This window comes from Campylobacter helveticus (assembly GCF_002080395.1).
Classification (GTDB): domain Bacteria; phylum Campylobacterota; class Campylobacteria; order Campylobacterales; family Campylobacteraceae; genus Campylobacter_D; species Campylobacter_D helveticus.
The window spans coordinates 1,469,678-1,482,669 of sequence record NZ_CP020478.1; the positions used below are offsets into that span (position 1 = coordinate 1,469,678).

General features: G+C 35.4%; 13 protein-coding genes and 1 pseudogene. 10 read left to right on the forward strand and 4 right to left on the reverse strand.

Annotated features, from left to right (window positions below; all coding sequences use genetic code 11):
• Positions 1 to 85 precede the first annotated feature (85 nt).
• From dba to CHELV3228_RS07775, 4 genes are read left to right on the forward strand one after another with little or no spacing between them, the layout of a single operon-like run.
• Positions 86 to 253: a disulfide bond formation protein Dba gene (gene dba, locus CHELV3228_RS07760; protein ID WP_082200444.1), complete on the forward strand. Its 168-nt coding sequence runs from the start codon at positions 86 to 88 to the stop codon at positions 251 to 253.
• A 10-nt stretch (positions 254 to 263) separates the two neighbouring features.
• On the forward strand, positions 264 to 1,781 hold the full coding sequence (gene dsbI, locus CHELV3228_RS07765) for a disulfide bond formation protein DsbI (RefSeq protein ID WP_082200445.1): 1,518 nt from the start codon (positions 264 to 266) through the stop codon (positions 1,779 to 1,781).
• Positions 1,782 to 1,811: 30 nt separating this feature from the next.
• Positions 1,812 to 2,621 (forward strand): glycerophosphodiester phosphodiesterase family protein, encoded by an 810-nt coding sequence (locus tag CHELV3228_RS07770; RefSeq protein ID WP_082200446.1) that lies wholly within the window; start codon positions 1,812 to 1,814, stop codon positions 2,619 to 2,621.
• A 52-nt stretch (positions 2,622 to 2,673) separates the two neighbouring features.
• Positions 2,674 to 3,849: a replication-associated recombination protein A gene (locus tag CHELV3228_RS07775; RefSeq protein WP_082200447.1), complete on the forward strand. Its 1,176-nt coding sequence runs from the start codon at positions 2,674 to 2,676 to the stop codon at positions 3,847 to 3,849.
• On the opposite strand, the gene CHELV3228_RS07780 is transcribed toward CHELV3228_RS07775, so the two are convergent.
• Positions 3,842 to 4,939, reverse strand: a complete 1,098-nt coding sequence (locus CHELV3228_RS07780) for an Mrp/NBP35 family ATP-binding protein (protein ID WP_082200448.1) — start codon at positions 4,937 to 4,939, stop codon at positions 3,842 to 3,844. The two genes, CHELV3228_RS07775 and CHELV3228_RS07780, sit on opposite strands and share 8 nt — an antisense overlap.
• A gap of 101 nt (positions 4,940 to 5,040) precedes the next feature.
• Between CHELV3228_RS07780 and CHELV3228_RS07785 the strand changes: the two genes are divergently transcribed.
• The 6 genes from CHELV3228_RS07785 to prfA all read left to right on the forward strand — a co-directional run bounded on the left by CHELV3228_RS07785 (position 5,041) and on the right by prfA (position 10,099).
• A complete protein-coding gene (locus CHELV3228_RS07785) occupies positions 5,041 to 6,168 on the forward strand; it encodes a bifunctional 2-C-methyl-D-erythritol 4-phosphate cytidylyltransferase/2-C-methyl-D-erythritol 2,4-cyclodiphosphate synthase (RefSeq protein WP_082200449.1) in 1,128 nt (375 codons plus the stop codon).
• Positions 6,156 to 7,055, forward strand: a complete 900-nt coding sequence (locus CHELV3228_RS07790) for a DNA-binding transcriptional response regulator (protein WP_082200450.1) — start codon at positions 6,156 to 6,158, stop codon at positions 7,053 to 7,055. The genes CHELV3228_RS07785 and CHELV3228_RS07790 overlap by 13 nt, the downstream gene beginning before the upstream one ends.
• The gene (locus CHELV3228_RS07795; RefSeq protein WP_082200451.1) at positions 7,033 to 8,190 is read left to right on the forward strand and encodes a sulfate adenylyltransferase; all 1,158 of its coding nucleotides are present in this window, start codon (positions 7,033 to 7,035) and stop codon (positions 8,188 to 8,190) included. The genes CHELV3228_RS07790 and CHELV3228_RS07795 overlap by 23 nt, the downstream gene beginning before the upstream one ends.
• 1 nt (position 8,191) lies before the next feature.
• Positions 8,192 to 8,692 carry a phosphatidylglycerophosphatase A family protein gene (locus tag CHELV3228_RS07800; protein WP_082200452.1) on the forward strand — a complete coding sequence of 167 codons (501 nt, stop codon included), beginning with the start codon at positions 8,192 to 8,194 and terminating at the stop codon, positions 8,690 to 8,692.
• A 75-nt stretch (positions 8,693 to 8,767) separates the two neighbouring features.
• A complete protein-coding gene (gene rpsT / locus CHELV3228_RS07805; RefSeq protein ID WP_082200453.1) occupies positions 8,768 to 9,031 on the forward strand; it encodes a 30S ribosomal protein S20 in 264 nt (87 codons plus the stop codon).
• Positions 9,032 to 10,099 carry a peptide chain release factor 1 gene (gene prfA / locus CHELV3228_RS07810; RefSeq protein WP_082200454.1) on the forward strand — a complete coding sequence of 356 codons (1,068 nt, stop codon included), beginning with the start codon at positions 9,032 to 9,034 and terminating at the stop codon, positions 10,097 to 10,099.
• 7 nt (positions 10,100 to 10,106) lie between these two features.
• Here the strand turns inward: prfA and CHELV3228_RS07815 are convergent, their stop codons facing one another.
• The 3 genes and pseudogenes from CHELV3228_RS07815 to CHELV3228_RS07825 form a co-directional block, all read right to left on the reverse strand.
• On the reverse strand, positions 10,107 to 11,342 hold the full coding sequence (locus tag CHELV3228_RS07815) for a hypothetical protein (RefSeq protein ID WP_082200455.1): 1,236 nt from the start codon (positions 11,340 to 11,342) through the stop codon (positions 10,107 to 10,109).
• Complete coding sequence (locus tag CHELV3228_RS07820; protein ID WP_082200456.1) at positions 11,343 to 12,107, reverse strand: DNA-methyltransferase; 765 nt, start codon at positions 12,105 to 12,107, stop codon at positions 11,343 to 11,345.
• Positions 12,097 to 12,957: pseudogene (locus CHELV3228_RS07825) on the reverse strand (DNA-methyltransferase). The gene CHELV3228_RS07820 and the pseudogene CHELV3228_RS07825 overlap by 11 nt, the downstream one beginning before the upstream one ends.
• Between the last annotated feature and the right edge of the window lie 35 nt (positions 12,958 to 12,992).

Here is a 12,992-nt window from a genome sequence, read left to right on the forward strand (position 1 = left end):
AAAATTTCAAATTAATTCAAAAATTTAATTTTTTCTTATGTTTAGTTTATATAGAATTATGATTTTTATTTTCAAAGGAGACAAAATGGAGTTTTTAGAACTTTTACTTGTTTTAATCGCCCTTATTTTAATCCTAGCAAAACCAGAAAAAGAAAAACTCGCTTTTGGTTTGGTGATGGTATCTTGGGTTATTATGATTTTTTATTATGTTGGACACAAATCCACCGCATTTTTGACGATTATGAATTTGTAAGGGAGTAAAAATGTGCGAAATGAATAAAACAAAAAATTTCTACACTCTAATGTGTTTAGCAGGCTTTTTAATCATACTTTTGCCTGTTGGGATAGCAAATTTAATCTTTGGCTATGTTTTAAAAGATAGCCCTTGCACACTTTGCTGGGGACAAAGAGAAGCGATGATTTTCATCGGCGTAATCGCTCTTTTTATCGTGCGTTACGGACTTAAGGGTAAATATTTAGCCGCACTTTTGATTATGACAGCTTTTGGACTTTACCAGTCTTTTGCTCATTTTGGCAATCACGCTCATAGAGACTTAGACCAAGGTTTTGGTTTAGCCGTTTTTGGCATTCATACTTATTTTTGGGCTGAAGTTGTATTTTGGGCTGTTGTACTTATTTTAGGTGTTATTTTTGCTTTTGCGCCGAAATTTAGTGCGTTTGAAACAGAAATGGCGGGAGAGAAATTTAGACCTTTTAACAAATTTGGCTTTGCAGCGGTTTTAATCAGCACTTTCATCGTGGCTTCAAATGTTTTCCAAGCTTTTGTTAGCACGGGTGTGCCGCCTTATGTTGGACAAGGGGACCCTGTAAGATTCACGCTTAATCCAAAATACATCATTTGGAGCGATAAAGGCTGGGATGGTCTATGGCAAAATCTTTCCTTCTTAGGAAAACGCGATGTTAAAGCACCAGATTATGCTTTTGCTCCCGCAAGCGAAAAGCTTGGAGTTGTTTTTGATAACGATAGTGCAAATGCTCCTTTTGCAAAAATTGACGAAAATTTAAAAATCACAAGTGAGCAAAACATCAGCTTTGACAAGCCTATCAACACTCTTGATTTTATAGGCGGTGAATTTGTAGCAAGTTCTAAATTTGATGTGGCATTTATGGACGAGGAATTTAATGTCAAAAGTGCATTTGAGCTTGACCCTTATTTTTCAGCGACCATTGACCCAATTATAGGCATTATCCCTTATATGCAAGATAAATTTTTACTGATGGGTTCGAACAAATCTTTCTTAAGATTTGCCAAAAATGAAAATGCCGATGAAGCGTTGCAGTATGCTGATTTTGTTAAAGGTGCGGACAAATTTGAAGGACAGGGTAAAGATTTAGGGCGTGGCAGACTTGATACTGTGCGTGCAAAATTCCACCACATCGCTAGTATGACAAACGATGCAAATTGCCTTTATCTAGCCACAGTGCCAAATAATAAGGACGCAAAAAGCTTCGTCATCTCTAAAGTTTCCTTAAAAGATAGAGTGCTTTCAGGTGAATTTACTCCAAAAGCCACACTCAAAGAGGGTAAAAGTTTAGGCGATTTATACATCACCTCTATGGCATTTAAAGATGGTAAAATTTACGCCCTAAGTAAAAATCATAATGTTATAGTCCTTATCGATGTTGCCAAAGAAGAAGTGAGTAAAGTTGCCTCTTATCCAAGTGAGATAAAAAATGCTAGAAGCCTTTTCTTTAAAGATAACAAGCTTTACATTTTATCTTATCAAGACGGCTCAAACAAGCTTTATGCTCTTAAATAAGCCCTATTTATAGGGCTTTAAGGGCTTATTATGAAAAAATTATTATTCCTTTGCCTCTGCTCTTTTGCTTTGGCAAATCCTATCATCATCGCGGAAAAAGCAGGTTTTAAAGATGCACCGGAAAATTCCCTCATCGCTCTTAAACTCGCTCTTAAAAACAAAGCAGATATGATTCACATCAGTGTCCAGCTTAGCAAGGATAAAAAGCTCGTGTTGTATCATTATAAGGATTTGAGTGTTTTAAGCGATAAAAAAGGTAAAATTAGCGAATTTGACCTTAAGGAATTAAAAAAAATTCCTCTGCATACTAAAGAAAAAATTTACAATAGCGACAATCTTCGCATTCTTTCTCTTGATGAAGTGCTGAAAAAATTTCCAGAAAACTCTTTTATTATAGAACCAATACTTAACGATTCAAATGAAAAAGAAATGGCAAAAATCCTCTATGAAAGTGTGCAAAAAGATTTAGAAAGAATTAGAATTTATAGCAAAAATGACAAATTATTACTTTCTCTTAATGAAAATGTCCCTAAATTTGCCCCATATAGCAAAACTTTCGACAAATTTTTAAAAGCAAAAATTTGTCGCACTTGTGAGACGGAAGAAATACCTAAAACTTTCTATGCTTTTGACTTTGAAAAAGAAGTTAAAATTTTAGATGAAGAAAATGAAAAAAGTTTCAAACTTACTTGGGATGAAGAAGCTGTAATGTGCTTTAAACAAAATGAGGGAGAAATTTTTCTTTTTAATGCCGATTCTACAGAAGCCTATGAAAAGGCTAAAAATTTAAATATTGACGCAATTTTCACTTCCAAACCTAGCCTTTTTAAAGATAATTAAAGCCCCAAATTTTTAGGGCTTTTTGCTATAATGTAAAAAACAAAGGGGAATGATGAATCTAGCTTTAAGCTTTCGTCCTAACACTTTAAGTGAAATTTTAGGACAATATGAACTCGTAGAAGTCTTTCAAAAATTTATCACTATGCAAAAACTCCCACACAGCCTCTTTTTCGGCGTGGCTGGCTCTGGAAAGACAAGCTTCGCAAGAGCTATAGCAAAGGAATTTGGGCTGGATTTTTACGAATTTGATGGAGGAAATTTCAAACTTGAAGAATTGAGAAAAATCCTAGACAACTACAAAAATAGTCTTTACAAACCCCTCATTTTCATCGATGAAATTCATCGCTTAAACAAAACACAACAAGAAATGCTTTTAATCCCTATGGAAAATTACCGCTGTATTTTAATCGGTGCTAGCACGGAAAATCCTTATTTTGTGCTAAGTTCTGGCATAAGAAGCCGAAGTATGCTTTTCAAATTTAAAGCTTTGGGCGTAAAAGAATTAGAAATTTTGCTCAAAAGGGTGCAAGAAAAGCTAAATTTCACGCTCGAAGAAGAAGCTAAGGACTTTCTTGTTAAAAGTGGCGATGCAAGAACTATGCTTAATTTAATCGAATTTGTGCTTGTTTTAGATGAAAATCATATCAGCCTTTCAAATCTTAAAAAACTCAAAAGTGACACAAATAGCGAGGGTGTCAGCTCAAAAGATACCCATTATCTTCTTGCAAGCGCTTTGATAAAGAGTTTAAGGGGGAGTGATGTTGATGCGGGGCTTTATTATCTTGCGAGGCTGATTGAGGGGGGTGAGAGTGCAGATTTTATCGCGAGGCGTTTGGTGATATTTGCAAGTGAGGATGTGGGAAATGCCGATAGCAATGCCCTTATTTTAGCGACTTCCACCCTAAACGCAGTTAAAAACATAGGCTATCCTGAAGCTAGAATCATACTTGCTCAATGTGTCGTTTATCTCGCAAGTGCGCCCAAATCAAATTCAAGCTATAAGGCTATCAATGAAGCTTTACATTTTGTAAAAAACAACCCACTCCTTGAAATCCCAGCCTATCTTAACAACAACGCCCCCCAAAGTAAAGATTATCTCTATCCACACGATTTTGGAGGCTATGTCGAGCAAAAATACCTCAGCCAAGCCTTAAAATTTTATCATTCTAAAGGCATAGGCGAGGAAAAAAGACTTTTAGAAAATTTGCAAAAACTAAAATCTAACTAGAACAGGCACTTTTACCATTCATCACGGGCTGAATGGCGGCATTATCACTGCTTCCATTTTTTTGTATAAAATTCCAAAGCTTTTCCGCCGCCTGAGCGTAGCGTTTTGCACTCACGCTTTCACTATGGTAAAAACTCACAGGCTTACCCTCATCGCCTCCCTCTCTTACAATCATTTCAAGCGGAATTTGCGCCAAAAGCTCACACTCATATAAATCCGCCATAGCCTTAGCATTACCCTTGCCAAAAATTTCATATTCTTTATGATTATCAGGGCATAAAAAACCACTCATATTTTCTATAACCCCAGCAATAGGAATATGAAGTTTTTTAAACATATCTAAAGCCCTTTTGCTATCATCTAAAGAAACAACTTGAGGCGTGGAAACGCACACACCAGCATTAATAGGAATGCTTTGTGCGGAAGTAATTTGCGCATCGCCAGTGCCTGGAGGCATATCCAAAAATAGCACATCAAGCTCAGGCCACAACACATCGCTTAAAAGCTGCTCGACCGCTTTCATTATCATAGCTCCACGCCACATTAACCCTTGCCCCTCATCTATCAAAACGCCCATACTCATCATATAAATTCCGTGCGTTAAAATAGGCTTAAGCTTTGCTCCTACAACCTCAGGCTGAGTGCCGACTTCACCAAGCATTCTTGGGATATTAGGTCCGTAAATATCTGCATCAACAATACCGACTTTTAAGCCCATTTTCGCCATAGAAATCGCTAAATTTAAAGCTGTCGTGCTTTTACCCACACCCCCCTTGCCACTTGAAACCATTACAAAATTTTTTACTTGAGGGGCGACATTTTTCCCGCTTTTTGAATTGCTTTTTTCCTCTTCGATTTTAGGTTGTAAAATTTCTATATCAAGTGCTTTTAAATTTAAGTCTTTTAAAGCCTCAGCGATGTCCCTTTTTAATTCTTCAGCCACACTAGAATTTGCCGAAACGATTTCAAGTTTTATATAAGCTTTTTCATCTTCTATTTTTATCTCTTTTACAAAACCATAACTCATAATATCCTTTTCGAAATTTGGATACTTCACCTTAGCTAATCTTTCTTTTACTTCTTCTATCATCAAGCTCTCCTTAAAATAAAGTGAATTTTACTCTTAAAAAGTTACAATTTAGCTTTTTAAAGTGTATAATATAGTAACATTAAGAATTTTAAGGAGCAAAAGTGTTAGACATAAGCTTAATTATGCTTGCTGCTGGAGATTCCACACGCTTTAATATGGGCGTAAAAAAGCAATTTATCCGTCTAGGAGACCTCCCTCTTTGGCTTTGGGCGACAAAAAATTTAAGTTCTTTTTATCCTTTTAAAAAGATAATTGTTACTTCTAGTAACATTTCTTATATGAAAAAATTTTCAAAAAATTACGAATTTGTCGAGGGTGGAGCAAGTAGGATGCAGTCTTTAAAAAATGCTCTTAACCTAGTCGATAGTGAATTTGTAATGGTTAGCGATGTCGCAAGGGTTTTAATCTCAAAAAATTTATTTAACAGGCTTTTAGAAAATATTCACAATGCAGATTGCATTACCCCAGCTCTTAAAATTTGCGACACTGCCCTTTACGAAAACGAACAAGCCCTACAAAGAGAAAAAATCAAACTCATACAAACGCCCCAACTTTCACGCACCACCTTACTCAAAAAAGCTCTAGAAAAAAACGAAGAATTTACAGATGATAGCACGGCTATCGCCTCAGTGGGAGGTAAAATTTGGTTTGTTAGCGGAGAAGAAAATGCAAGAAAAATTACCTTTAAAGAGGATTTAAAAAAACTCAAGCTACCCGCTCCTAGCAAGGACATTTTTACGGGAAATGGCTTTGATGTGCATGAATTTGGCGAAATGCGTCCTTTGATTTTAGGGGGGGTTACAATCCACGAAACAATGGGGCTTAAAGCCCATAGTGATGGAGATGTTTTAGCTCACGCACTAGGCGATGCTCTTTTAGGTGCTTCCTCACTTGGCGATATAGGGGAGCTTTTTCCAGATACAGACTTAAAATATAAAAATGCCGATTCTATGAAACTCTTAACCCAAATTTATACGCAAGTGAAAAACTATGGTTTTGAGCTTGTGAATATCGACATTACTATACTCGCCCAAAAGCCTAAAATCGGTGCTTTTAAGGCAGAAATTGCTAAAAATATCGCTAAGGTTTTAGAGCTTGACGAATTTAGAGTCAATGTCAAAGCCACCACCACAGAAAAACTAGGATTTATAGGAAGAAGCGAGGGTATAGCCGTGCAAACAAGTGTCAATTTAAAATATTTTGACTGGAAAAAATTATGCGAGTTTTAATCATAGAAAACGAATTATACTTAGCACAAAGCATAGCGATGAAGCTAAGTGATTTAGGATATCATTGCGAAATTTTCAATTCTTACGATGAATTTAGCGGACAAAAAAGCTACGAGGTTATTTTACTTTCATCCAACACGCCAAATTTCTTAAAAGCTGTGGAAAAATTTAAAAATAACATTGTCATTTTGCTCATTTCCTACATTAGCACGGACACGGTTTCCACACCTTTAAAAATGGGAGCAAGTGATTATATACAAAAGCCTTTTATGATAGAAGAATTACTAAGGAAAATCAAACACCACCAAGATTTCAAACGCCTTTTAACGCTCAATTCTACCTATCAAAATTATGTCAAATCCCGTCTTAGTGCAGTTAAGCTTCCACACTTTTTATATAAAAAGCTAAAGCTCCCCCTCATCTTACAAACCAACAAGCAAAATTACGCCGACGCTTTCGCCTTTGCCTATATGAATGAATGCGGTGTGGAGCTTTGCTATATCGATTTATCTGTGCCAAATTCCGTAGAAAAAGTGATAAAACTAGACTTAGAAAACAAAGTGCTTTTTTTAAGTCATTTCCAAATTCTAAAAACTAGCGAAAGGGAAAAGCTTTTAGAATTTATCAAAAACAAGCCCATTATTTTACATACGCATAAAATTTGTGAGCTAAATTTTGAAGAACTTGGCTTTCACTGCATTGATTTTAATCACAACGAAAAAGACATTAATAATAATGAAATTCTAACCATAGATGAATATATCAAGCACATCATTTTAAACTATCAAAATGTTTTTGCCGACACGGAACTTTCCAAAAAACTTGGAATTTCACGCAAATCCTTATGGGAAAAAAGGAAGAGATATGAAATTAGCAAGAAAAAATAAAAGCATTAAAATAAGCCCTAGTGAATTTGGCATACTTTCACTCATAAAAGAGGGTTTGCTAGGCTCTTGCTCACGCTTAATGAACGAAAAAGAAAGCGAACAAATCTTAAAAACAGGCAAATTCAATAACGAAAGTTTCCCACACCCTTTAAGCTTCGCACCAAGTGATTATGGTGTTTTGGAAAATTTAAAAATGGGAGATTTGCTTGAGCTTGAGCTAGAAAGCGAAATTGTGGGACACATCGTTTATCAGGGTAAATTTAAAAATGATAAAAAATTTATTGATATTTTTAATCCAAACGCTTGTTTGCTTGATAACGCGGATAATTTTTACATTTATGGAGAAATCGAACTCTACCGCAATGAACTTTCTCACTACAAACAAGAATTTAACCACATTAAAAATACGCAAAATGCACAAAAAATTACCGCGATTGTTTCGAGCTTTGACCCACTTCACAGAGCGCACGAAAGAATTTTCCGCTGGACAATTGACAAGGCGGATTTGGTCGTCGTTTTTTTAATCGAATCCTACGAGGCAAATGGCTTTGAATTTGAACTTAAAGAAAAATACTTGCACACATTTATCCAAAATTATCTGCCGCGTGAGCGTATTTTTATTTTTCCGCTTAAAAATATCAACATCTTTCACGCACATTTAAATCCCGGACTTGAAAGCATTATCGCAAAAAGTCTCGGTTGCACTAAGCTTGTCGTGGGACAAAATCACAGCGGACTTGGAATGTTTTATGATGCAAACCAACCTAAAAGCATACTTGATGAATTCTCAAAAGACTATGGCATAGAAACGATTATTTTGCCTGAATTTGTCTTTTGCGATGCGTGCAAAATGATAGTCTCAACACGATCTTGTCCTCACGGCACACATCATCATTTGCACTACAACGCCAATTCTTTGAAAGATTTACTAAGAGCGGGTATAATCCCCCCTGCAGTTTTTATGCGTAAGGAAATTTCAAGCCTTATTCTAAGCGCACTTTTTCCACAACGCTTAAAAAATTTGCAACAAATTTATCAAAATCTCTTCCCAACAGATGGGATTTTAGAATATAAAAGTGATGAGGAATTTTATCAAAAGCTTTTAGAAATTCATCAAATGACTTATATGGTGTGAAATGCAAAAATTTTATTTAACATTTTTTTATTCTGGTTGTGCTAAAAAAGCTCCTGGCACTTTTGGCACTTTAACGGCGATGATACCAGCCTTTTTTGTGCTTAGATACTTGGGTGAGCAAACGCTTTTTTTACTTTCCATTTTAATCTTCATCGCCTCCATACGCGTCATTGATGATTATGAAAAAAAGACGCAAAAACACGATGATAAGCACATCGTTATTGACGAAGTGGCTGGAGTGTTTTTAGCTTGTGCCATTGCTGCAAGTGCGCAAAATTCGCTTTTAAATTTTGTGTTAGCCTTTGTATTTTTCCGTCTTTTTGACATCACAAAACCCTCCATTATCGGCAAGATAGATAAAAAGGTCAAAGGTGGCTTAGGCGTAATGCTTGATGATATGTTAGCTGGGCTTTTTGCGGGGCTTTTATGTGCGGTGATTTATGGATTTTTACTCAAATTTAATCTACTTTCTTGGGACATTAATTTAGAAAGCTTGTTTTAATTTTTACTTAAATTCAGTCTATTTTAATTTTAATTTTATATAATTTGGACTTTAATTTTAAAAGAAGGAAATTTTATGGCAAATCATAAATCAGCCGAAAAAAGAGCAAGACAAACCATCAAAAAAACCGAGAGAAATAGATTTTATAGAACTAGACTTAAAAATATCACTAAAGCTGTGCGTGAAGCTGCTGCAAACAACGACAAAACAGCTGCTAGTGAAGCTTTTAAGATCGCAAATAAAAGCATCCACGCTATGGTTAGTCGTGGCTTCCTTAAAAAACAAACTGCCGCACGCCGCGTAAGCAGACTTGCCCTTTTAATCAACAAAATCGCATAAATGTTAGCGGAGAAATTACAGCCTTTCCTTAAACGCTATGAGGAGTTAAACACTCTTCTTAGCGATACAAATATTATCAGTGATATAGAAAAGATGACCGCTCTTTCCAAAGAGCAAAAGAATTTAGAACCCATAGTTTTAAAAACAAAAGACTATTTTAATACACTCACTCAAATCGAAGATAATAAAGCTCTTTTAAATGACGCAGAATTTAGCGAACTTGCCAAAGAAGAATTAAAAAATTTAGAAGAAGAAAAAATCAACTTAGAAGAAGAAATTAAAATTCTACTTCTTCCAAAAGACCCCAACGATGAAAAAAATATCTTCCTCGAAATTCGTGCAGGAACTGGGGGAGATGAAGCATCTTTATTCGTGGGAGATTTGGTAAAAGCTTATGCAAGATATGCGGATTTAAAAGGCTATAAGATAGAAATTGTCAGCTCAAGTGAGGGAAGTGCTGGGGGCTTTAAAGAGCTTATAATGCTTGTAAAAGGGGCTGGAGCTTACTCAAGACTTAAATTTGAAAGTGGCACACATAGAGTGCAAAGAATCCCACAAACCGAGTCGCAAGGTCGCATTCATACCTCAGCCATCACGGTGGCTATAATGCCAGAGGTTGATGATATAGAAATTCAAATCAATCCAAACGACCTTAAAATCGATGTTATGCGTTCCAGCGGACACGGGGGACAAAGTGTAAATACCACAGACTCAGCCGTTCGTATCACGCACATACCAAGTGGCTTGGTCGTTGTCAATCAAGACGGAAAATCCCAGCATAAAAACAAAGAAAGTGCGATGAAAATCCTCAAGGCAAGACTTTACGAAATGCAAGAAAACGAAAGACTTGCAAAAGAAAGCGAAGCGCGTAAATCTCAAGTGGGAAGTGGCGATAGAAGTGAGCGCATCCGCACTTATAATTTTCCCCAAAACCGCATTAGCGACCACCGCATTAACCTTACTCTTTATAGGCTTGATGCTATAATGGAGGGCGGACTTTTTGATGAGCTTATCGAGCCTTTAATCGCTCATCATCAAAGCGAAGCTTTGAAAGCAGAAGAGTTGTAGCTAAATCCTATAAACCCAATAAAACTTTGTTATATTTCAGCATTCTTTCTTGCAGAGCAACTTTATAGCGGATATTATCAGTATATTTTAAGACCACTTCATCGCCTATCAAATTATCAAGCGCTGCATCTTTATCTCTAAAATCAAGCTTTATCGCCTTTTTAGCATTCTTATCAAGGGTAAAGATTTTATGAGAATTTGCATCGATATAAATGAGATTTTGCCAATTATCAATCGCTTTTAGCGCATCAATATCCTTTGCATAATAAAATGGCACAATATGGTGGAGTTCAAAACATATATCTTTTTGCACTTCGTGTTGCTTAAAATATTCTTGCTTAATGATACTACTTCGTTTAAATGCGATATTTTCACCATTTATACTTGCCTTAAGCAATAATCTTTGTTTGTTCCTATCATATTCAAACAATGCCATTAAATCAAAGCTATCAAATAGCGTTTGTGTTTCATTTTTCCAATTATGAAAATCTCTTTTTTGTGTTTTATTTCCACTAAAATTTTTAGGCACACAAAATTCATTTACCACTTCTTCTACAACTTTCTGCCTAGCTTTCAAGCTTCTAAATTCATTGATAAAATCTATAATTGCATCTTTTGTTAGAATCTTTCCCTGATAATCTTTGCCTAAAAAACTTACAAAAAACATCATTTCACTTACGCTTATATATTGAGGACTAAGGGCATTGATTATATCTAGCATATCTTGTGCTATCCCACCAAAAACAAAATCTAATGCAATTCCTAAATGTCTTTGCTCTTCAAAAATATTTCTAGATTCTAAGAACTCTAAGCCCCTTTGTGTAATTTTCACATATCTATAATTGCGATAAGTTTTGCCAATATCGCAAAGTTTTTGCTTATGATTAAACCTATCAATAAGCCCCATTCTTTGCAAATTTACAAAAATAATTTTTCGCATACCCATATCTGTAATGCTTTTTTGGATTGTCAATAAATCCTTATTAACATTTTGGAGATATTCACAAAACTCTAGCTCATCGCCACTATATCTATAATCATCATAAATATCGCCTTGTGTGTGTAAGAGCAATTTATCTTTTGGTAAGTGCTTTAGCACAATTTTGATATATTCTACACTCCAGCGATAATGTTGCAATTTATGCAAACCCCTATAATCATCTCTAAGCACTCTGTGATAAAGAAACTTCAAACATTCTAAAGCAGGATTTATACCCAATAATGCACTTTTGAAATCAGTCATTTAACACTCCTTTATATTTAAACTAGAATCCACATATTCAATACTCTCTTCACAGCCGATAAAATTCCGCTCTAAATCCCTTGCCACTAGGCTTGTCATTCCACTTCCGCTAAATAAATCTAGCACTAAATCTCCCTTTTTAGAACTCGCCTTTATCATTCGCTCAATCATCTCTTTTGGCTTTATGGTTGGGTGGTGGAGCTTTTGCGTTTTGCCATTTACTTTTTGCTTGTGTCTTTGACTAGTGATTTCCCATACATCAGGGCAGAGTTTGCCATTTTCATTTGGATACCATCTTTTGCCATTTTTTAGGATTCCATTTTTTTTAGCGTGTTCTATGCGACTTGTTGATTCATAAGGCACACGGATAGATTCAGGATTAAAATAATAATTTTTAGAATCCATTGTGTAAAATAAAATAGATTCTTGGTTATTTACAAAGCGTTTTTTTGTATAACTTAAGCCGTCTTTTTTATACCAAGTGATGAAGTTTTGAAACACAGCTTTTTCTTGTAAGTAATGCAAAAATAATGCACAATGATAAGGGGTATTAAAGATATAAAAACTCCCGCTTTTTTTCATTTTAACTAGCATTAAATCTATCCATTTATAGCTAAATTCTAAAAATTCTTTTTCATCTTTAAAGCTATCCCAACTTGCTATTTTTAGATTATAAGGTGGGTCAATTATGGCTAAGTCAATGCTAGAATCTGCCAAAGATTCTAAAAAGCTAAAGCAATCTCGTATATAAATTTTATTGAGCATTTTCTTGCCCTTGTATTGCAAATAATCCAAGCTTTTCTTCAATCACGCTTTTGTAATGCGGATAAATCTCATAACCTATGAAATTCCGCCCTAGCTCCTTTGCCACTTTTAGCGTTGTCCCACTCCCAGCAAAAGGGTCTAGCACAATATCCCCTATAAAAGAGTAGAGTTTTTAATAAGGCGGTAAGGGATTGCCTCAGGCATAATAGCAGCGTGTTTGCCAAAGGCAGAATCTGCTTTATTTGGTATAGGTATATCCCAGATTTGCTTGGTAAATTGCACCCATTCTTTTTGAGTGAGTTTGCTTTGCTCTTTTAGCTCTTGTGGTGTGTTTTGCGGCTTGCCATCTTTGACATAGATAGTAATAAATTCGCTTGTATTTTGCGCGTAAAAATTGCGTGGGTAAGGGTAGCTACCAAACATCAATTTTTTAGTGGTATTGGTGCGATTCCATATATATAAATCAAGTAAAAAGAGAGAAGTAGATTCTAAAATGCTATGTTGTATATCGCTTTGTAAGTCAAAAATATGGCGATTATAATGCGTTCTCAAATCCTTTTTAAACATCGGCATTAAAGGCACATTGATGCACAGCTTGCCATTTGGCTTTAGCACCCGCTCACATTCACGCCATACTTTTAAAAGCTCTTTAATGTAGGTTTTGTAGTCTGTAAGACTACCTAAATCCCCCCCCCCCCGCAACTGCGGAGTGTTTTACATTTTGATAGCCATCTTTTGAGTAGTCTTTGATATTAAAATACGGCGGACTTGTGATGATTAAATCCACACTGCATTCACTCACTTCGCTCATATTTTGACTTGATTTATAAAAGATTGTATTCATATCAATTAAAAACCCTTTATCGTATTTACTGGTTACAAAAC

What these genes read in the sequence shown, in the direction of transcription:
- CHELV3228_RS07795 (WP_082200451.1), top strand. Translation starts at nt 7,033, where the DNA reads ATGAAATTAGCAAGAAAAAATAAAAGCATTAAAATAAGCCCTAGTGAA.
- CHELV3228_RS07800 (WP_082200452.1), top strand. Translation starts at nt 8,192, where the DNA reads ATGCAAAAATTTTATTTAACATTTTTTTATTCTGGTTGTGCTAAAAAA.
- prfA (WP_082200454.1), top strand. Translation starts at nt 9,032, where the DNA reads ATGTTAGCGGAGAAATTACAGCCTTTCCTTAAACGCTATGAGGAGTTA.
- CHELV3228_RS07815 (WP_082200455.1), bottom strand. Translation starts at nt 11,342, where the DNA reads ATGACTGATTTCAAAAGTGCATTATTGGGTATAAATCCTGCTTTAGAA.
- CHELV3228_RS07820 (WP_082200456.1), bottom strand. Translation starts at nt 12,107, where the DNA reads ATGCTCAATAAAATTTATATACGAGATTGCTTTAGCTTTTTAGAATCT.
- dba (WP_082200444.1), top strand. Translation starts at nt 86, where the DNA reads ATGGAGTTTTTAGAACTTTTACTTGTTTTAATCGCCCTTATTTTAATC.
- CHELV3228_RS07770 (WP_082200446.1), top strand. Translation starts at nt 1,812, where the DNA reads ATGAAAAAATTATTATTCCTTTGCCTCTGCTCTTTTGCTTTGGCAAAT.
- dsbI (WP_082200445.1), top strand. Translation starts at nt 264, where the DNA reads ATGTGCGAAATGAATAAAACAAAAAATTTCTACACTCTAATGTGTTTA.
- rpsT (WP_082200453.1), top strand. Translation starts at nt 8,768, where the DNA reads ATGGCAAATCATAAATCAGCCGAAAAAAGAGCAAGACAAACCATCAAA.
- CHELV3228_RS07780 (WP_082200448.1), bottom strand. Translation starts at nt 4,939, where the DNA reads ATGATAGAAGAAGTAAAAGAAAGATTAGCTAAGGTGAAGTATCCAAAT.
- CHELV3228_RS07790 (WP_082200450.1), top strand. Translation starts at nt 6,156, where the DNA reads ATGCGAGTTTTAATCATAGAAAACGAATTATACTTAGCACAAAGCATA.
- CHELV3228_RS07775 (WP_082200447.1), top strand. Translation starts at nt 2,674, where the DNA reads ATGAATCTAGCTTTAAGCTTTCGTCCTAACACTTTAAGTGAAATTTTA.